Below are 19,644 nucleotides of genomic sequence, written 5' to 3'. Positions count from 1 at the left end.
CGTTAGCACTCGGTAGGATCGACTGCCAAGATGTTGGACGATCGCAAGGCCGCCATTCTCCGCGCCGTGGTGCAGGAGTACATCGCGACCGCTCAGCCGGTCGGGTCCACCCACGTCGCTCGCGCCCCCGGCGTCGGCGTGTCGTCGGCCACGGTCCGCAACGAGATGGCCGTGCTCGAGCAGGAGGGCTACCTGGCCCAGCCGCACACCTCGGCCGGGCGGGTGCCCACCGATCAGGGCTACCGCTTCTTCGTCGATCACCTGGGCCGTCCGGGCCAGGCCGACGCCCTCACGACGCGTCAGGTCGGCGAGTTCTTCGAGGCGTCGCACGGTCGGCTCGAGGAGATGCTGCACCACACCTCCGATCTGCTCACCCAGTTGACGCGCAACGCGGCGGTGGTGGTGGGTCCGAAGGCGGCCGAGGTGCCGATCCGGAGTGCCCAGATCGTCCGGTTGTCGGCCACCGCCGCCACGGTCGTGTTCGTGTTCGCGAACGGCAGCGTCGACAACGAGGTGATCGAGATCGGCGAGGAGGTCAGCGACGCAGCGCTCGCTGCGGCGACGGTGCACCTCTCGACGCATCTCGTCGATCGGGTGATGGGTACGGGCAGCGTGCCCGACACGGGCGACGCCTCGACCGACGAGCTGTGCCGGTTGGCGCTCGACGCGATGTCGGTCCACGGCAGCGACGACGAGCCCGCCTACGTCGGCGGTGTGTCGACGATGGCCGAGGCGTTCGACGCCGTCGAGGTGGTGCGGCAGGTGCTGCACACCCTCGAGCAACAGTTCGTGGTGGTGTCGCTCGTCCGCGACATCGTCGACCGGGGGATGTCGGTGGCGATCGGCGTCGAACACGGAGTCGAGCCGCTGTCCGCGTGCTCGGTCGTGGTCGCGCCCGTCGTGGTCGACGGCGAACACGTCGGGTCGGTCGGAGTGCTCGGCCCGACCCGCATGAATTATCCGCAAGCCCTGGCGACCGTCGACATCGTGAGCGACCAGCTGGGGCGCAGGTTGGGAGACGGTTGATGGCTGCCGATTACTACGAGTTGTTGGGTGTGTCGCGCACGGCGAGTGCCGACGAGATCAAGAAGGCGTACCGCAAGCGGGCGCGTGATCTGCATCCCGACGCGAACCCGGACAACCCGGAGGCCGCCGAGCAGTTCAAGGAACTGTCGAAGGCGTACGCCGTGTTGTCCGACGACGACCAGCGTGCCCGGTACGACCGGTTCGGTGAGCAGGGCGTCGGCGGTGCCGGCGGCCAGAACTTCGACGACCTGTTCGGTGGTGGCGGTCTCGGCGACATCTTCGAGGCCTTCTTCGGCGGGCAGGGCGGCAACCCCTTCGGTGGGGGTCGTCGCGGACCGTCCGGCCCGCCCCGCGGGCAAGACATGGAAGTCGTCGTCACGATCGACTTCGAGCAGTCGGTGTTCGGGGCTCAGATCCCGGTCGAGTTGAAGCTGCCACAGCGATGCGACACGTGCGACGGCAGTGGCGCCGGCGAAGGCACGCAGCCGGTCACGTGTTCCGAGTGCGATGGTGCCGGTCAGGTGCGTCGCGTGCGCCAGAGCGTGCTCGGCCAGATGGTGTCGTCGAGCCCGTGCCCGCGCTGTGGCGGTCTGGGTCAGGTCATCACCACGCCGTGCGAGTCGTGTCGCGGTGAGGGCCGCGTCACGGTCGACAAGACGTACAACGTCGACGTGCCGGCCGGTGTCGTCGACGGGTCGACGTTGCGTCTCACCCGTCGTGGCGCCGCCGGGCCGCGCGGTGGGGCGCCGGGCGACCTGTACGTGCACCTGCGGGTGCGTGCCCACGACCGGTACCGCCGGGTCGACGATGATCTCGTCACCGAGGTGCCGATCTCGATCGCGCAGGCCTCGCTCGGCACGAAGGTGCTGCTGCCGACGCTCGACGGCGACGAAGACCTGATCGTGCCACCGGGCACCCAGCCCGGGCACGAGTTCCTCCTCCGTGGCCGTGGCGTGCCTCGGTTGCAGGGCCGGGGTCGTGGCGATCTGCGGGCGGTCGTCCGGGTCGAGGTGCCGACGAAGCTGAGTGGCGACGAACGCAAGTTGCTCGAGTCGTACGCCGAGGGGCGCGGCGAAGAGGTCGGTGAGTTCTCCGGCGGACTCTTCTCCAAGATCAAGTCCGCCTTCTCGTGACGCCCGACGAGCGAGCACTGCTGCGCGATGCCGCGGCCCACGTGCTGCTCGACGACATCGAGATGGTGACGCTCGACGACGACAGCGCCCACCATCTCTTTCGCGTGTTGCGCGTCCGCGATGGCGAGATCGTGACGGTGACCGACGGGTCCGGTGGCTGGCGCGTGTGTCGCTCCGCCGGCGGGGTGCTCGAGCCGAACGGGCCGGTGTGCCGTGACGAGCGGACGACGGAACCCGCTCGGATCGCGGTCGCGGTTCCGAAGCGGGACCGCCCGGAGTGGATCGTGCAGAAGCTGACCGAGTTGGGCGTCGACGAGATCACGCTGCTGCATGCCGACCGCTCGGTCGTGCGGTGGGATCCGGAGCGGGCCGACAAGCACCGTCGGAAGCTGGGCAAGGTGATGGCCGAGGCGCTGCAGCAGTCGCGTGGCGTGTGGTTGCCGTCGCTCGTCGGTCCGGTCGACGCCAGTGCGGTGCTAAACGAGTTCGCCGTTGCCGAGCCGGGCGGACGTCCGATCACCGACCGTGATCGGGCCGTCGCGATCGGTCCCGAAGGCGGTTGGTCCGAGGCCGAGCTGTCGGCGGCCGCCGATCAGGTGGGTCTCGGTGCCACCGTGCTGCGCGTCGAAACGGCGGCCCTGGCGGTGGCTTCCCGGTTGCGGCTACGCTGAGTGGCGGCGGGTGGAAGAACTGAGGGTGTACCGGACGACATTGCCACGCTGTGTCGTCATGCTGGTAGATTTTCGGGCGACCACACAGCATCTGAGGGAGACCGATGGACGCAGTAGAAGAGAACGACGACGCTGGCTACAGCGTCCAGGTCGGTGAACGCCTGCGCGCGATCCGTAAGCAGAAGCGTCTGTCGTTGCACGACGTCGAAGCTCAGTCCGAGCAAGAGTTCAAGGCGTCGGTGCTCGGTGCCTACGAGCGTGGCGAACGTGCGTTATCGCTGCCGCGCCTCGATCGGCTCGCCCAGTTCTACCGCGTGCCGGTCGACCAGCTGCTGCCGCGCAGCGACCGCGATCCCGGCAACGCCGAAGAGGGCACCGGCCCGCGTCCGAAGCTGGCGATCGACATCTTGAAGCTCAGCCAGCTGTCGGGTGCCCCGTTCGAGATGCTCACCCGCTTCCTGCGCATGATCCAGGTGCAGCGCCAGGACTTCAACGGTCGCGTGCTCACGATCCGCGCCGACGACAAGCGTGCGATCGCCGCCATGCTCGACATCCCGGTCGATCAGGTGGCGCTCCGCCTCGAGGCGCTCGACCTCGTCTTCCGCCCGAACTGACCCGGCTCCTGGTTCACTGGCCGACATGTCGGCCGACCAGCAACCGTTCGGGGTGTACGTCCACATCCCGTTCTGCGCGTCGAAGTGCGACTACTGCGCGTTTGCGACGTGGACCGACCGGCATCACCTGACCACGGCCTACCTCGAGGCGCTCCGCGTCGAGATCGAACGCGCCGTCGCGGATGGGATGCCGGTCGCGACCACGGTGTTCGTCGGCGGGGGCACGCCGTCGATGGTGCCGCCTCACGAACTGGGTGCCGTGATCGACGCGATCCCGAAGATCGACGGGGCCGAGGTGTCGGTCGAGTGCAACCCGGACGACGTCGACGCCGCGCTGCTGCGGGCCTTCGTCGAGCACGGCGTGAACCGGGTGAGCCTGGGCGTGCAGTCGATGGCGACGCACGTGCTCGGCACGTTGGGGCGTCGACACGATCAGCGCAACGTAGAGCGGGCTGTTGCGGCCATCCGTGAGGTCGGGTTGCCGACGTTCAACCTCGACATCATCTACGGCGCCGCCGGTGAGTCGGTCGACGACTGGCGCCGCACCGTCGACGCAGTCGTGGCGCTGGAGCCACCGCACGTGTCGGCGTACGGGCTGACCGTCGAGCCCGGCACGCCACTCGCGGCCGACACGGCGCGGCATCCCGACGACGACGACCAGGCCGACAAGTACGAGGTGGTCGACGACGGGCTGACGGCCGCCGGCCTCGAGAACTACGAGATCTCGAACTGGGCGAAGCCGGGCCACGAGTGCGAGCACAACATGATCTATTGGCGCCAGGAGAACTACCGGGGCTTCGGCTGCGCAGCGCACTCGCACGACTCGGGTCGTCGGTGGTGGAACGTGCGAACACCCGACCGCTACATCGACCTCGTGGCCGACGGGAAGTCGACGGAGGCGGCGGGGGAGACCCTCGACGCCGACACCCGCAAGTTCGAGCGGCTCGAATTGCTGCTGCGTCTCCGTCCGGGCGTTCCGCTCGACGCACTCGACGGTGACGAGCTGCCCGGTCTGGTCGAGCGTGCCGGCGACCGCTGGGTCCTCACCAGAGCCGGCCGCCTCGTGCAGAACGACATCGCCACGAGACTCAAGACCTGACGGGTCGGGGGTCAGGTGTCGGAGGTGACGGCGAGGAACGAGCCGTTACCGGAGATCACCTGACCCCGGGTGGCCGGACCCTCCGCCCGCCCGAACCGAGGCGAAGAGCTCCGGGAAGACCCGCGCCACCTTGGCGGTCAGGTACTCGCCGTACGTCCCGCTCCAGGCGTGCACGCTCGCGCCGTCCCATCGTCGTTCGCCGTCATCGGCCGGTGGCGAGCCTTCCAACGGCAGCGGCACGACCTCGGCGTCCCACGACGGGTCGAAGAAGTAGGGGAACGACAACCGGCTCCGTCCGCTCGTGTTCCGCACGCGGTGCGGGGTCGACCGGTACCGGCCCTCGGTGAGCCGGTCGAGCATGTCGCCGATGTTGCACACCAGCACGCCCGGTTCTGCCGGCACGTCGAACCACGTGCCGTCCGGGCGCTGCACCTCGAGTCCGCCCCGGTCGTCCTGCAGGAGCAAGGTCAGGAGGCCGTAGTCGGTGTGGGTGCCGACGCCGTACTCGTCCGACGTCTCGTTGTCGGGCAGGTCGGGGTAGTGGAAGATCCGGAACAGCTGCGTCGGCTCTGCGGTGAGGTTGTCCTCGAACCAGCGAGCGGGGAGTCCGAGCCCGACGGCGGTGGTTCGCATGACCAGGTCGGCCACGGGCCGGATCGCGTCGAGGTACTCGAGCACCGTCGGCCCGAGCGACCCCGGCGGGAAACGATTGGCTCCGTGGAGCGGGGTGCCGGCCTCGACCCGTGGGTGGTCGGAGGGATGCTCCTCTCCGACGTACAGACCCTCCTTCCGGTCGGGGCGACCCGAGGTGATCTCGCCCTTGACGGGGAACCACCCGCGCCAGGCAGCGCCGGCTCTCGACATCGCGACCTCGGCCTTCACCTCGTCGGGTTGGTCGAAGAACGCCTGGGCCTCGATCGCCAGCCGGTCGACGAGGGCGGGGTCGATGCCGTGCCCGGTGAGGCGGAAGAAGCCGAGTTCACGACAGGCCCGGTCGAGCGATCGAGCCGTCTCGATCGCAGCGCTGCCGCTCAGTTCCGGGTCGGCGACGACGGCCCCCAGGTCGACCAGATCCATCACCCCGCCAGTCTGCCGCACCCCGGTTCGGCGAGCGTCTCGAGTGCTCAAGCACTCCGTCTCCGGGCGGCCATCGCAGGCACGAATGCGTGAACAATGCACATCTGAAACATCGATGAGCTGGGCATGGTCACCGTGAACGAACTGGTGTACTGTATCTGCATGGTCGTCACATTCTCCGAAATGTGTGCCTCCGACGAGGGGGTAGCGGAGGTCGCCGGCGCGCTGAATCTCGCCAACGCCGCGATGACCCGGGTCGTGCGGCAGGCGATCGATCTCGGCACGTGGAGCGGTGTCTCGCCGGCGCAGTGGCTCACCCATCAGGCGGGCATCACCCGCACCCGGGCCGACCTGGTCCTCGCCGTCGCCGAGAAGCGGCACCAGTTCCCGACGATCATCGGCCGGTTCGACAAGGGCGAGCTGTCGCTCGAGCAGGTCGCCGAGCTGGTCAAGGCGCCACCGTCGGCCGACGCCCACCTCGAAGACTGGGCGCTCGTCGCGACGCCGTCACGTATCCGTCGATCGATCAAGATGCGATACGGCCCCGAGTCCGACGCCAGCGACGACGCTCCCGCCGATGGGGCGGCGGAGACGCAGCCCGAGCCGTCCGAGGTCGACCGGGTGACCGTCGGCGTCACCGACGACCATCGCTGGCAGATCCGTGGCGAGTTCGATCTCGACACCGGTTCGATGATGAACGCGCTGCTCATGCACGCCCGCGAAGAACTGTGGAACCGTGGTCAGCGCGAGATCAGTCAGGCCGATTGCCTGCGTGAGGTGTTCGAGCGGTACGCCGACGGCATCGAGTCGCCGCTGCGCCGCGATCGCAGCAAGGTCTGGCTCCACCTCGACGCCGCATCGGGTTCGTCGACCGAGGCGAGCGGCGTCCGGATGCCCGACTCGGTCCGCGACAAGGTCTGCTGCGACGGCATCATCCAGCCGGTCTGGGAGCACGACGGTGTGCCGTTCAATCTGGGTCGTGCGCAGCACATCGTGCCCGAGCGCACCCGTCGTGTCGTGAAGCTCCGTGATCGCGGGTGTCGGGTGCCGGGATGCGATCACGATCGCATCATCGAAATCCATCACATCATCCACTGGATCGACGGCGGCCCGACCGACACGTGGAACCTCGTCGCCTTGTGCCCGAAGCATCATCGGATGCATCACCAGGGTCGGCTCGGCATCACCGGCAACGCCGACGAGCCGACCGGGCTGGTGTTCACCGACGAAGCCGGACGACAACTCGAGCCCTGCGGGGCCCCGAAACCTCCGGCCCGGCTCGAACTGCCGGCGAACGGATACCGACCGCCACCGATGGGCCCGGTCGAATGGGACTGGCTGACCGTCAGCTGGCCCGACCCTGCACCGACACCGACGTCTTCTTCGAACTGACGCAACCCAGCGCTGCGACGGGTCGCGAGCGGATGCGCTCGGGAGACCGGGGAGGGGTTCGGATCTCGGCCGACGCAGCCGGGACGAGCCTGGACGAGTTCTGACGTGAACAGGGTGTGACGTAGCCGTCGGCGCTGGTAACGTACGCACCCGCTACGGGCGTATGGCTCAGTTGGTTAGAGCGCCACCATGACACGGTGGAGGTCCGAGGTTCGATTCCTCGTACGCCCACCCCGTAGAAGCCCCGGCCCTCGTGCCGGGGCTTTGTCGTTCCTGAGAAGACGGGTCAAGTTCAGGGCGGCGCGCTCCAGGAAGATCACGCTGGCTCATGCAAGTATCTTGTTCCTTGACGAGGTGAGTACACGCGACCCAAGTGGTTCGACGGGTTCAGCACGGCGATGGTGACCGAGAGGATCAGGGGCCGGCCGAACTCCTCGGCTACCCGCAAGCAGCGAATAGCCCCGGGCGGTCGTTCCCGGGGGAGTTCCGCGGATCCTCGTGGCCAGTCGCACTGGGCGATGCCTGAGGTTCCTCGACCCGCTGGCGCAGCGGTCGCTCACACCCACAGCGTCCATTGTTCAGGCCGTTCGAATATCTGTTCAAAAGACTTGAATCAATTGGTTCAAGCTGCTTGAATAAGCGGCATGTACAACGAACTCGCACTGCACGCCGAGCACGACGAACGGCGCCGCCGACTCACGAACGACCTCGAGGCCCGCCGTGTGCGCAGCGCTCGAAGCGCTCCGTCGACCTTCTCGTCGACGTCCTCGAAGTCGCTCGGCCGGGTCCGCACCGGCGTGGCGACCGAGGCTCGTCGCGCACGTCTCCTGTTCAGGAGACACGGCGTCGTCAGAGCGTGAGCTCGGCGGCGGGCGTCGGCGCGCAGGTGGGGTGAGGGATAACCCTCGGTCGGCGTCGGGACATCTCGCTGTCGTCGTCGTCTCGGGCCTGTCACGGTGGGGGCATGGATGGGCAGCAGCAGGGAATCCGCCGCCGGCGGTGGGGCATGGCGATGGCTTCAACACTGATCGGCACGGGTGTGACGGCGTTCGCGATGGCGGGCACGGCACAGGCCGACCTGGAGCGGGCGGATCAACGCTGCTTCACGGTGGCGGGCGGCTGGAAGGACGCCGCACTCGTCAACCTGACGCCGGTCGGTGCGACCGGTTCGGGCGACGGCCAGCTCATCTCGTCGCAGGTCAAGAACGACCCGCCGGTCGCCTCGAACGTGAACTTCGGGGTCGGAACGGTCGACCCGAACGTCGCCGTCACGCCGATCGGATCCGATCGTGAGGTGTGCTTCCAGAACTCGGTGCACGCCTCGGTCGACCTCGTCGCCGACCACCTCGGCACGATCGTCGACCATGCGTACCGGATGGCGACGCCCACCGGAGCGCCCAATCGCGTCGTCGACACGCGTGAGCAACTCGGCGGCGACCGGGTCGCACCGGCGGGTCAGTTGTGCTTCGCGGTCGAGGGCGACCCGGGCGACGCTGCGCTCGTCAACATCACGCCGGTCGGGGCGTCGGGCGCCGGTGACGGCCAGCTGATCTCGTCCGACGCGAAGAACGATCCGCCCGTGGCGTCGAACGTCAACTTCGGTCCGGGCACGGTCGACCCGAACGTGGCCGTCGCACTCATCGGTGTCGACGGCGAGGTGTGCTTCCAGAACTCGGTGCACGCCTCGGTCGACCTCGTGGCCGACCACCTCGGGAGCATCGCGGCGTCGGCGTTCCGCTCGGCGACCGAGTCGGGTGCACCGAACCGGGTCGTCGACACCCGGCGTCGGCTCGGCGGCGAGCGCATCCCGCCCTCCGGGCAGTTGTGCGTCGCCGTCGAAGGCGCCGTCGGTGATGCTGCGCTCGTCAACCTGACCCCGATCGGGGCGTCGGGTGCCGGTGACGGCCAGCTCATCTCGTCGGACGTCAAGAGCGACCCGCCGGTGGCGTCGAACGTGAACTTCCGGGACGGCTCCGTCGACCCCAACGTGGCGATCGCGCCGATCGGTGCCGATGGCGAGGTGTGTTTCCAGAACTCGCAGCACTCGAGCGTCGACGTCGTCATCGACCACCTCGGCAGCGTGGCCTCGTGGGCGTACGAGCCGGCATCGGCGTCGGGCGCACCCGAGCGTCGGATCGACACCCGGTACGACACCGACGACGACCGTCCCGAGTGCGCCGGTTCCGACGCCCTCACCTTCGACTGGCAGACCGCCCGCACCATGTACGGCATCTCCTCCCGTGTGTACGAGATCGATCCCGGCGAGCGCATCGGGGCGACGCTCGACACCTACGGTGGCGGTGCCGTTCAGATGCGAGACGAGATGGAGTGCTGGAAGCTCGTCGGCGCCTTCCGTGGCACCGATGGTGGTGCGTCCTTCGAGGTCGACACCGAGGTGATCGTTGCCCGCAACGTCGCCACCTACGACGTCGTGGTGGCCTTTCGAGGCACCGAGTTCTCGCTCACCGACTTCCGCGACATCGAGACCGACCTGGCAGCCGAGCTCACCAGCTTCCGGCTGCCCGACGGCCAGCTGGTGAACAAGGCGGTCCACGAGGGATTCGAAGCCGGCTATCAGGCCTCGCGCACGAAGCTGCTCAACGTGCTGGCGCTGGTCGACTTCTCCGATGTGCCCGACGCCCGTGTGTACTTCACCGGCCACAGCCTCGGCGGCGCCCTGGCGACGCTCGGCTCACTCGACCTGGTCGACGAACTGATGGCACGCGGCTACGACCGCGACGAGGTCGTCACCTACACCTTCGGCGCACCCCGTTCGATGACCCGCACCATGTCCGGCCACCATGCCAGCTTCGTGCCCCAGTCGTACGCCGTGGCGAATGCGACCGACATCGTGCCGCACGTACCGCCACGTGGCGGCGACACCGACTACACGCATCTGCGCAACATGGTGGTGCTCCACGCAGTCGACGACGACCCCCGACTCCGCATCGAACAGGGCGACGGACGCAACTACGGCGGCTGCTCCAACATGCTGATCGCCTCGTTCGCCGACCACGGCCGTGCCGAGTACGACCGACGTCTGAACATCACGGACTTCGTCGGCAAGCCGACGGCCTCGATCTCGATCTCGGGTGGCGAGTTCCGCCTCCGGTGGACGTCGCCGATCGAGGGGCCGTGCGACTGGATCGGGCTGTTCGAGAAGGCCGGCACCCTCACCAGCGCCTCGAACCCGATCCGCGACCGCTGGGTCGACGACGACGGCGACAACAGCTACACGACGAGCGTCGGCAAGAGCTGGGACCACTGGGTTGCGTACGTCAACATGTTCGGCGAGATCGTCTCGAAGCAGGAGTACTTCCCCGGCTTGCCCAGCGTGTCGCTGCGCCGCAACGAGAACTGCTGCTCACCCGACACGATCGACTTCTACTGGAGCGTCGGCGACCCGGGCGACCACGATCTGATCGTGCTGTTCGACCGTGATCCGAACGTGGTGGGTCCGAACGGTTACTACAAGCAGTTCGGCGTCAACCGGGTCGAGGCGAAGGCCGACACCAACTCGCCCGAACGCACGGCGATCTGGGTCGGGAGCGACCCGAACGACTGGTGGGTGGCCTACATCATGATCGACGACGACGGGCGCCAACGGATCCTCGCGACGTCCCGCGGCGTGCGGGGCTGACCGTGGGCGGGGCGCTGCGATCTACCCTGGACCGCATGGGAGGAGCGGAGACGGGCGACACCGTCGAGGCGACGCGCGTCGTCATCGCCGATGATGCGCTGTTGCTCCGGCAAGGTGTCGCCGCTGTGCTCGGCACGCTGCCCGGCGTCGAGATCGTCGCCGAAGCCGACGACCGGCCCGGCTTGATGACGGCGGTCGCCGAGCACCGACCCGATCTCGTCGTGACCGACATCCGGATGCCTCCGACGCACACGAACGAGGGCGTCGCGGCCGCACGCGAGATCCGCTCCACCTACCCCGACACCGGCGTCATCGTGCTGAGCCAGTACCTCGACGCCGACTACGTGATCGAACTGCTCGAAGACGGCACCGAGGGGTTGGCCTACCTCCTCAAGGAGAACGTCGCCGACCGACGGCAACTCGCGTCCGCGATCGACGCCGTGTGTTCGGCCAGCTCGATGATCGACCCGGCCGCCGTCGAGGTGTTCGTGCAGTCCCGCTCGAAGCGGCCGTCCCGGTTCGACGAACTGACCGAACGCGAACGCGAGGTGCTGTCACTCGTCGCCGAGGGCTTGCGCAACAGCGCCGTGGCGGAACGGGCGCACATGAGCGAGAAGTCGGTCGAGCGCCACATCAACTCGATCTTCTCCAAGTTGCACCTCACCGACGAACCCGAGAGCAACCGCCGCGTCCGATCGGTCCTGCTCTGGCTCTCCGAACACGACTAACGCTCCAGCAGCAGCCCGAGCTGGCGTGAGCGGGCGACGAGCGCGCCGCTGCTGTCCCAGAGCGATCCGGTCTCGATCATCCGGCCGCCGGCGAGGTCGTCGCATTCGAAGCGGGCGAGCACCCACCCGGGCGCTGGTCGGCGGCGGACGTGGACGGTCAGCTCGATCGTCGGCACCCACCCGACGCTCCCCATGAGCGGATAGAGCGACGGTGGGAACACGTCGGCGAACATCGTGAGTGCCATCGTCGTCGGATCGGTCCCGTCCGCGAACCGGACCCAACCCGACACGACGGCTCGATCCGAACCGCCCGCTCGTGCACACGACGGGTCGATCACGACGTCGACACGATCGAGGATCGGCAACTCGACGCCTTGATCGAGCTCGGCTCGTGGCACGCAGCGCTCCGGTGGAGACACCTCCGGCTGCGCCACGGTGACGGCACCGTCGGCGCCGACGTCACGAGTCAGGTCGCCGAACGCGCCGGTCGTCGTCAGCCGCTGCCGCCCGTCGAGCTCGAGCGAGGCACGACCGACCGAGACCGTGCGACCACGCTTCACCAGCTCGGCCTCGATCGTCGCGGTGCCGACGGCATCGACGGGACGCAGGAAGTGGGTGGTCACCGACATCGGATCGGGCTGCTCGGTGATCTCGCTCAACGACCGCAGGGCGGCGAGCGTCGCATATCCGCCGTTCGCGGTCTGCCCGATGTTCCAGCGATCGGTGATCGACGTCGTCCAGCGACCGTCGCCCTCGTGCCGGATCGCGGTCTCGTCGTCGAAGTGCCCCACGGTCCTATCGTGGCAGCGCTCGTCGGCGCGGTGCGGCTTCGCTCAGCAGGACATCTCGATGGTGACGTCGAACGGCGTCGTCTCGATCGCGCCCGTTTCCGCGTTCATGGTGCCCGACTGCAGCAAGGTGGCGGTGCCGCTCGCCGATCGGCCGTCAGCCGGCACATCGATCGGCTGCCCTTCTTCGTGGAACCAGAACTGCTGGTCGACCGACACCGAGAACTCGGGGGATTCACCCTGATCGGCCGCGATGCCGCCGGGTTCGAGGAAGATCACCGACAGCTCGCCGCCCTCGACCACGGTGCCCGCGTCGTCGACGAGCGGGAACACGGCTTGGAGCGTGCCCGCCACGGTGGAGCAGAAGGTGTAGTAGTCGTCGTCGGGGCCGGGCTCGACCTGTGCGAACTGATACGTCGTGCCGTCGATCACGACCGTGGCGGTGCCGTTCCCTGCGGCGGGGGCGTCGCCGCCGTCAGCGTCGCCGCCGTCAGCGTCGGCGACGTCGGCGTCAGAGTCGCTATCGGACTCGGCGTCACCGGACTCGGCATCATCGCCGGCGTCCCCGGACACGTCCGCCGCCGCGTCGTCGCTGTCCGTCGAGTCGGTGTCGTCGCCGCCACAGCCGGCGAACACCAGCAGGGCGGCGATCAGGGCCGTTCCAGTCCGTCGCATGGAGCAACGGTACGAGACTTCACGGGCGACGTCGACCGAATATCAGCCGACCGGCGCGATGGTCAGCGCCGGACGGTCAGGATTCGACGGCGTGCCGCTCGAGATCGTCGAGGTCGACGTACTCGAGCGCGCTCACGTGGGTGGCCTCCAGTACGACGGGGCAGGCGCGTCCGGCCGACAGCGCCTCGGCCCAGCGGTCGGCGCAGACGCACCACTGGTCGCCGTCGGTCAGGCCGGCGAATCCGTACTGGGGCATCGGCGTCGACAGATCGTTGCCCTGCTCGGCGGAGAAGGCGAGGAAGTCGTCGGTCACCCGGCAACACACCACGTGCAGGCCCGGGTCGTCGCCGCGGTTCTCACAGCAGCCCGTTCGGTAGTAGCCGGTGCGCGGGTCGTACGAGCAGGGCATGAGTTCAGTGCCGAGCACGTTGATCTGCTGCATCGCCCCGTTGTAGCAGGCGAGGCCGCGCCGACGGGTCAGCCGGCGCCGTCGCCCATGGCTTGCGCCATGGCCTCCATCATCTGGGCGATCATCTCGGAGCGGGGCGGCATGCCGGGGAACTCCTCGGGTGGCTCCGGGTTCTGCCGCTCGGCCACGCGATGCCAGCGTTCGAGCGCGATCTCCAGCCAGTCGCCGTGTGGGATGACCCAATAGCGGTCGTCGCGGACGGCGTCGAGCACCAGCGATGCAACGGCCGACGGTTGCATGCCTTCGTCGATGGCGCGGCGCACGTGGCCGATCTGGATCTCCTGCGCGATGTCTCGAGGCGGGAGTTCGCCGAGCTCGGCCGGCCAGTTGCGGTCGGAGTCGACGATGCCGGTCTTCACCCAGCCGGGGCACAGGCAGCTCACGCCGACCGGCATCTGGGCCGCCTGCATGCTGTTGTAGAGGTTCTCACTGACGGCGACGACAGCGTGCTTGCTGGCGTCGTACGGCCCGGCCAGACCGGGATAGAGCCCGGCCATCGAGGCGGTGTTCACGATGTGGCCGCCGCCCGACATGACGAGGTGGGGGAGGAACGCCCGGATGCCGTGGACGACGCCCCAGAAGTTGACGCCCATCACCCACTCCCAGCCCTCGATCGGGCCGAGCCACGGATCGCCCGCACCGACGACGCCGGCGTTGTTGCACAGCACGTGCACCCCACCGAACCGGTCGACCGTGGTGGCAGCGAGCCCCTCGACCTCCTCGCGTTTGCTGACGTCGACCTTCAGTGCGAGCGTCTCGACGCCGTGGGCGCCGACCTCGTCGGCGGCGGCAGCGAGTGCGTCGTCCTGCACATCGGCGAGCACGACCGAGCAGCCGGCCGAGGCGAATCCGTTCGCCAGTGCCAACCCGATGCCGCTGCCTGCCCCGGTGACGACCGCGACCTTCCCAGAACCCAGCTCCATGATGAACCCCCTCGTGAGCTGGAGCGATCGTAGCCGCGCCGGCGAACACGGCTCGATGGGTGCTCGTCCCCTCCTCGTAGACTGGGACCACTCCGCTCCGGACGATCGCCATGACCACCGCTGACGATTCGAGCAGGGACGAGTCGCCGACCCGGCGTTTCGGACCCGACGCCGTGCCTCCCGAGTACCGCTCGGTGGCGGCTACGGCGACGCTCGTCCCAGGTCGGATCGAACCGGATGTCTGTCTCGGCCCCGGCCGCAGCGACAGTCGTCGGCTGCTGATCGCGTGGTTCGTGAAGAAGTCGTTCTACTGGATGTTCTTCGGCGGTGCTGCCTTCGCCAGCCTCATCCACTTCGTCGAACGCGTCGAGAACGACTTCCGGGTCAACTACCGATCGCCGGAGTCGGTCGAGCACGGACTCCTGTCGGCGTGGGCCTTCGTGGTCCTGGCCGTGCTCATCCGCATCGCCATCGCCTGGATCGCCCTCGCGATGGCCTATCCGCTGGCTCGGGCCCGTGACGCCGATCTCGAGCCGCGTTCGGGTTGGAATCGGCACTATGCGACGTTCAGCGATCGCTACAAGGTGGCCAAGGCGTTCCGCGCGTTGCGGTGGACGCACCATGTCCGTCAGGCGGCGCTCGACCGCGTCGCGCCCGGACCGAGTCGATGGCGGCGCATGGATCCGGCCCTCGACGTCGCCAACGTGCTCGGCGTCATCTCCTTCATTGCAGCGGGCTTGGCGTTCACGACGATCAGCGTGACCGACCTGTTGATCTCCTGAGTCGGGCCGCGACATTGCGCGCGTGTCGTGGCGAGTCGAACGCCCCCACACAGCGTTCGGGCGCTCGGGGCTCTAGGGTGGAGCAAACCACTCTCGAGGGATCACCGGGGCATCATGCACAAGAACGCCAACTTCAGTTTCGAGGACGTCGCCCTCGTGTCGATCGAAGCGGTCGAGGCACCGATCGTCGTCACCTCCGACGAGGTCGACGAGCGGCTGCGCCCGTTCTACGAGCGCACCGACGGCAAGCCGGGTCTGCTCGAGACGCTGGCCGGCATCCGCGAGCGCCGCATGTGGCCCGAAGGCGTGTCGTTCACCGACGCCGCTGCCAAGGCCGGCGAGGCGGCGATCGTGGCCTCCGGCGTCGACCGTTCGAAGATCGGCCTGATGATCGACACGAGCGTCTGCCGCGACCGGCTCGAGCCGTCGAGCGCGGTCACGGTCCACGACGCGCTCGGTCTGCCCACGACCTGCCTCAACTTCGACATCGCCAATGCCTGCCTCGGCTTCGTCAACGGCATGCACCTCGCCGGCGTGATGATCGAGGCCGGCCAGATCGACTACGCGCTGATCGTCGATGGCGAAGGCACCCGTGAGGTCTACGACAACACGATCAACAAGCTCAACGAGCACGGCCAGGGTCTCGACGACATCATCGCCAACTTCGCCACGCTCACGCTCGGTTCGGGCGCTGCCGCAGCGGTGATCGGCCGCCACTCGGAAAACCCGGGGAGCCATCGCATCATGCGTGGCTTCTTCCATGCGGCGACCCGTCACCACGAACTCTGCGTCGGTTCGCTCGAGGGGATGACCACCGACACGCGTGGGCTCCTCGACGCCGGTGTCGAGCTGGCGAAGCTGGCCTGGGAGGACGCCGGGGCCGAAGACGGCTGGGGCGGACGCGATCGCTACGTCCTCCACCAGATCTCCGAAGTGCACACCAACGCGATGCTCGACGTGCTCGGCCTCGACCCCGACAAGGTCCCCAAGACCTTCCCGTACTACGGCAACATCGGCCCGGCTGCGGTGCCGATCACGCTGGCAGCCGTCGCCGACGACCTGTCGACGGGCGATTCGGTGGTGTGCATGGGCATCGGTTCCGGCCTCAACGCCGGCGTGCTCGAACTGCAGTGGTAGACGCCGCGGGCGAGATCGCCGCGAGCCTCCCACCCGACGACCTCGACGGGCTCGACCCGGCGTGGTCGCGCCTGGTCCGGGTTCCGTCGACCGACGGTGTCGGCCGCACCTGGCACCTCCTCGACAATCAGGTGGCCGATCCGACGGTCACCCTGCTGTGCGTACACGGCAACCCGTCGTGGTCGTACCTGTACCGCGATCTCGTCCGGCGGGCGCCGGACGGCGTGCGCGTCATCGCCGTCGATCAGCTCGAGATGGGCTTCTCCGAACGATCGGGCACCGTCCGACGATTGGCGACCCGGATCGACGACCTGACCCAGCTCACCGACGAACTCGCGCTCACCGGGCCGGTCGTCTCGGTCGGTCACGACTGGGGTGGGGCGATCTCGCTCGGCTGGGCGCTCCGTCACGTCGACCGGTTGGCGGGCGTGGTCCTCATGAACACCGCCGTGCACCAGCCCGAGGGCTCCCCGGCTCCGGGGCTCATCCGCATCGCTCGATCGAAGCCGGTGCTCCGCAACCTCACGGTCCGCACCCCCGGCTTCGTGACCGGGGCGCTCGGCCTGTCGTACCCGCCGATCCCGAAGGCGGTGCAGCGGGGCTTCTATGCGCCCTACCGGTCCGCTGATCGTCGGGCGGCGATCGCCGAGTTCGTCGGCGACATCCCACTCGAACCCGACCATCCGAGTGCCGGGCCGCTCGATGCGATCGCCGACGGACTGGACGTGCTGGCCGATGTGCCGGTGCTGCTGGTGTGGGGCGCTCAGGACCGGGTGTTCTCCGATCTGTACCTGCACGACCTCGAGCGTCGCATGCCCCACGCCGATGTGCACCGCTACCCGAAGGCGTCGCACTTCGTCTCCGAGGACGCAGACGCGTTCGGGCCGATCCTCGAGTGGGTCGACACCCTCGACGACCGCCGTCAGCAGCCCGCCTCACCCAGCGATCGCCCGACGCGTCTGCTCGACGTGCCGGCGTGGTCGGGGAACACGGTGGCGATCGCCGGTGCCGACGGTGCACCCGATCTCACCTTTGCCGACTACGCGGCGCGTGTCGACGCGGCGGCGGCGTGGCTCATCGCCGAAGGCGTGTGCCCGGGCGATCGTGTCGCCCTGATGATCCCGCCCGGCGCCAACCTGGCCGTCGCGTTGTACGCGGCATGGCGCATCGGCGCCGTCATCGTGCTGGTCGACTCCGGTCTCGGCCCACGCGGGATGAACGCCGCCATGCGTGTCGCCGACCCCGCTCACCTCCTCGGCATCCGGCGTGCGGTCGTCGCCGCCCGTGCACTCCGGTGGCCCGGACGACGTCTGTCGGTCGACGACATGAACGAGGCGGTCGACCGCCTCGTCGAGACCGAACACGACCTGCCGCCGCTCCCGACCGCCGACGACCCCGCGGCCGTCGTGTTCACGTCGGGTGCGACCGGCCCGTCGAAGGGCGTGCTGTACGGGCACCGTCAACTCGAGGCCCAGCGTGACGCGTTGCGCCGGCTGTACGACATCACCGACGACGATCGTCTCGCGGCAGCCTTCGCGCCGTTCGCGCTCTACGGGCCGGCGCTCGGCATCGCCTCGATCGTGCCCGACATGGACGTCGCCGCACCCGGCACCCTCACGGCAACGGCACTCGGTGACGCCGCCGTCTCGGTCGATGCGACGATCGTGTTCGCATCACCGGCGGCGCTCGTCAACGTCGTCGCCACCGCCGACGAGCTCACCGATGCCCACCGAGCCATGTTCGCCCAGGTCAGGCTCGTCCTGTCGGCGGGCGCCCCTGTCCGGGCATCACTGCTCCGCCAGGTCGCAGCGCTGTTCCCGAACGCAGCGATCCGGACGCCGTACGGCATGACCGAATGCCTCCCGGTCGCCGACATCTCGCTCACCGACCTCGATGCGCTCGACGCGGCAGGCCAACTCGGCGACGGCGTGTGCGTCGGTCGGCCCGTCGCGGGCGTCGACGTCGCGATCCGACCGCTCGACGAACTCGGCGGGCCCGACGGCGACCTCGTCACCACGCCCGGCGTGACCGGTGAGGTCGTGGTTCGTGCCGCCCACATGCGGGTCGGCTACGACCGGCTCTGGTACACCGAACACCGTGCGTCGAACCCCGAGGGATGGCACGCCACCGGCGACGTCGGACACCTCGACGACTCGGGACGGCTGTGGGTCGGCGGACGGATCGGCCACGTGATCGCGACCGGCCGCGGTGCCGTGACCCCGGTACGGCTCGAACAGCAGATCGAGACGCTGGGCGACGTTCGCGCCGCTGCCGTGGTCGGCGTCGGACCGAAGGGCGTCCAACAGCTCGTCGCCATCGTCGAGACCGACACGAAGCGCCCACGCCTCGCCGACGTCGAACTGGTCGACGCCGTCCGCTCGGTCGCCGGTGACGACATCGCGGCCGTGCTCGAGGTCGGTGCGATCCCCGTCGATCGGCGCCACAACTCGAAGATCGACCGCAGTCGGCTCGGCAAGTGGGCCGAGCGCGTGCTCGCCGGCGGCCGGATCGGAACCCCGTGAGGATCCTCGTCACCGGCGCCACCAGCATGATCGGCCGCGCGACGGTCGAGCGGCTGCTCGCCCGTGGCGACGACGTCCGCACCATCCAGCGCAACCCGTCGGGGCTCCCCGTCGCCGAGACGCTCGGCTCCGTCACCGACCCTGCTGCCGTGCGCGCTGCGTGCGACGGTGTCGACGCCGTCGTCCACCTCGCCGCCAAGGTCGGCGTGACGGGGGAGTGGCACGAGTACGAGAACGTCAACGTCCGGGGCACCGAACTCCTCGTCGCCGCCGCTCGACAGTCGGGCGCGGGTCGGTTCGTGCACGTGTCGTCACCATCGGTCGCTCACGCCGGCGACGCGCTGGTCGGCGCCGGAGCCGACCCCGCCGACCCGACCGCGACCAAGGGGCACTACGCGACCAGCAAGGCGCTGGCCGAGGTGGCGGCCCTCGACGCCTCGTCGGACGACCTCCCGGTCGTTGCCATCAGGCCGCACCTCGTCTGGGGCCCCGGCGACACCCAACTCGTCGGTCGCATCGTCGAGCGGGCTCGGAGCGGGCGGCTCGCACTGGTCGGCAGCGGCGCCGCGCTGATCGACACGACCGTCGTCGACAACGCGGCCGACGCGCTGGTCGCAGCGGTCGACCGAGCGCCCGAGCTCGGCGGCCAGGCGTTCGTCGTCTCGAACGGTGAGCCCCGGACCGTCGCCGAACTCGTCGCCCGGATCGCCGCCGCCGCCGGAGTCGACTGGAACGACCGCCACGTGCCCACCGCCGTCGCGAAGGGCGGCGGAGCCGTCGCCGAGCGAGTGTGGGCCCGCACCGGTCGCACCGACGATCCGCCGATGACGTCGTTCCTCGCCGAGCAACTCTCCACCGCCCACTGGTTCGATCAGCGCCGCACCCGCGACGCCCTGGGCTGGCGTCCGGCTGTGACGCTCGCAGAGGGCTTCGAACGGCTCGCTGCGTCATACGGGTCGGCGTGACAA

Annotated in this window: 18 protein-coding genes and 1 tRNA gene; 14 read left to right on the top strand and 5 right to left on the bottom strand. The window is 69.0% G+C overall.

All coding sequences use genetic code 11. The features are described 5' to 3' along the window. Positions 1-30 precede the first annotated feature (30 nt). The 5 genes from hrcA to hemW all read left to right on the top strand — a co-directional run bounded on the left by hrcA (position 31) and on the right by hemW (position 4,543). Entirely contained in the window at positions 31-1,026 is a 996-nt protein-coding gene (gene hrcA / locus BDK89_RS12105; protein ID WP_133869188.1) for a heat-inducible transcriptional repressor HrcA, read from the top strand. Further along, on the top strand, positions 1,026-2,159 hold the full coding sequence (gene dnaJ / locus BDK89_RS12100; RefSeq protein WP_208294055.1) for a molecular chaperone DnaJ: 1,134 nt from the start codon (positions 1,026-1,028) through the stop codon (positions 2,157-2,159). The genes hrcA and dnaJ overlap by 1 nt, the downstream gene beginning before the upstream one ends. Next, positions 2,156-2,830 (top strand): RsmE family RNA methyltransferase, encoded by a 675-nt coding sequence (locus BDK89_RS12095; RefSeq protein WP_133869186.1) that lies wholly within the window; start codon positions 2,156-2,158, stop codon positions 2,828-2,830. Before dnaJ ends, BDK89_RS12095 begins: the two co-directional genes overlap by 4 nt. Before the next feature lie 104 nt (positions 2,831-2,934). Beyond that, positions 2,935-3,444, top strand: a complete 510-nt coding sequence (locus BDK89_RS12090) for a transcriptional regulator (RefSeq protein WP_133869185.1) — start codon at positions 2,935-2,937, stop codon at positions 3,442-3,444. Positions 3,445-3,469: 25 nt separating this feature from the next. Further along, on the top strand, positions 3,470-4,543 hold the full coding sequence (gene hemW, locus BDK89_RS12085; RefSeq protein WP_133869184.1) for a radical SAM family heme chaperone HemW: 1,074 nt from the start codon (positions 3,470-3,472) through the stop codon (positions 4,541-4,543). Between the two features lie 45 nt (positions 4,544-4,588). Here hemW and BDK89_RS12080 read toward each other — a convergent pair whose 3' ends face one another. Then, positions 4,589-5,620, bottom strand: coding sequence for an isopenicillin N synthase family dioxygenase (locus BDK89_RS12080; protein WP_133869183.1), 1,032 nt, complete (start codon positions 5,618-5,620; stop codon positions 4,589-4,591). A gap of 162 nt (positions 5,621-5,782) precedes the next feature. On the opposite strand from BDK89_RS12080, the gene BDK89_RS12075 reads away from it, so the two are divergent. From BDK89_RS12075 to BDK89_RS12055, 5 genes are all read left to right on the top strand, one after another. Continuing rightward, complete coding sequence (locus tag BDK89_RS12075; protein WP_166657549.1) at positions 5,783-7,012, top strand: HNH endonuclease signature motif containing protein; 1,230 nt, start codon at positions 5,783-5,785, stop codon at positions 7,010-7,012. A gap of 157 nt (positions 7,013-7,169) precedes the next feature. After that, positions 7,170-7,243: transfer RNA gene (locus BDK89_RS12070), tRNA-Val, on the top strand. A gap of 413 nt (positions 7,244-7,656) precedes the next feature. Continuing rightward, entirely contained in the window at positions 7,657-7,872 is a 216-nt protein-coding gene (locus tag BDK89_RS12065) for a hypothetical protein (protein ID WP_133869181.1), read from the top strand. A gap of 104 nt (positions 7,873-7,976) precedes the next feature. Beyond that, positions 7,977-10,652 (top strand): lipase family protein, encoded by a 2,676-nt coding sequence (locus BDK89_RS12060; RefSeq protein WP_133869180.1) that lies wholly within the window; start codon positions 7,977-7,979, stop codon positions 10,650-10,652. Between the two features lie 35 nt (positions 10,653-10,687). Then, positions 10,688-11,380, top strand: a complete 693-nt coding sequence (locus BDK89_RS12055; protein ID WP_133869179.1) for a response regulator transcription factor — start codon at positions 10,688-10,690, stop codon at positions 11,378-11,380. Here BDK89_RS12055 and BDK89_RS12050 read toward each other — a convergent pair. The 4 genes from BDK89_RS12050 to BDK89_RS12035 form a co-directional block, all read right to left on the bottom strand. Then, a complete protein-coding gene (locus tag BDK89_RS12050) occupies positions 11,377-12,171 on the bottom strand; it encodes a thioesterase family protein (RefSeq protein WP_133869178.1) in 795 nt (264 codons plus the stop codon). The two genes, BDK89_RS12055 and BDK89_RS12050, sit on opposite strands and share 4 nt — an antisense overlap. Positions 12,172-12,213: 42 nt before the next feature. Then, positions 12,214-12,843, bottom strand: a complete 630-nt coding sequence (locus BDK89_RS12045) for a hypothetical protein (RefSeq protein WP_133869177.1) — start codon at positions 12,841-12,843, stop codon at positions 12,214-12,216. A 76-nt stretch (positions 12,844-12,919) separates the two neighbouring features. Then, positions 12,920-13,285 (bottom strand): DUF2237 family protein, encoded by a 366-nt coding sequence (locus BDK89_RS12040; protein WP_133869176.1) that lies wholly within the window; start codon positions 13,283-13,285, stop codon positions 12,920-12,922. Positions 13,286-13,320: 35 nt separating this feature from the next. Beyond that, positions 13,321-14,235, bottom strand: a complete 915-nt coding sequence (locus BDK89_RS12035) for an SDR family NAD(P)-dependent oxidoreductase (protein WP_133869175.1) — start codon at positions 14,233-14,235, stop codon at positions 13,321-13,323. A 110-nt stretch (positions 14,236-14,345) separates the two neighbouring features. Here BDK89_RS12035 and BDK89_RS12030 point away from each other — a divergent pair, with 110 nt between their 5' ends. The 4 genes from BDK89_RS12030 to BDK89_RS12015 all read left to right on the top strand — a co-directional run bounded on the left by BDK89_RS12030 (position 14,346) and on the right by BDK89_RS12015 (position 19,641). Then, positions 14,346-15,017 carry a hypothetical protein gene (locus BDK89_RS12030; RefSeq protein ID WP_133869174.1) on the top strand — a complete coding sequence of 224 codons (672 nt, stop codon included), beginning with the start codon at positions 14,346-14,348 and terminating at the stop codon, positions 15,015-15,017. A gap of 114 nt (positions 15,018-15,131) precedes the next feature. Beyond that, positions 15,132-16,154, top strand: coding sequence for a 3-oxoacyl-ACP synthase III (locus BDK89_RS12025; RefSeq protein WP_133869173.1), 1,023 nt, complete (start codon positions 15,132-15,134; stop codon positions 16,152-16,154). Then, positions 16,148-18,676 carry an alpha/beta fold hydrolase gene (locus tag BDK89_RS12020; protein WP_133869172.1) on the top strand — a complete coding sequence of 843 codons (2,529 nt, stop codon included), beginning with the start codon at positions 16,148-16,150 and terminating at the stop codon, positions 18,674-18,676. Before BDK89_RS12025 ends, BDK89_RS12020 begins: the two co-directional genes overlap by 7 nt. Further along, complete coding sequence (locus tag BDK89_RS12015; protein ID WP_133869171.1) at positions 18,673-19,641, top strand: NAD-dependent epimerase/dehydratase family protein; 969 nt, start codon at positions 18,673-18,675, stop codon at positions 19,639-19,641. The genes BDK89_RS12020 and BDK89_RS12015 overlap by 4 nt, the downstream gene beginning before the upstream one ends. The last annotated feature ends 3 nt before the right edge of the window (positions 19,642-19,644 follow it).

It is taken from the genome of Ilumatobacter fluminis (genome assembly GCF_004364865.1).
GTDB lineage: Bacteria > Actinomycetota > Acidimicrobiia > Acidimicrobiales > Ilumatobacteraceae > Ilumatobacter > Ilumatobacter fluminis.
This window is presented reverse-complemented; position numbering and strand designations above follow the sequence as displayed.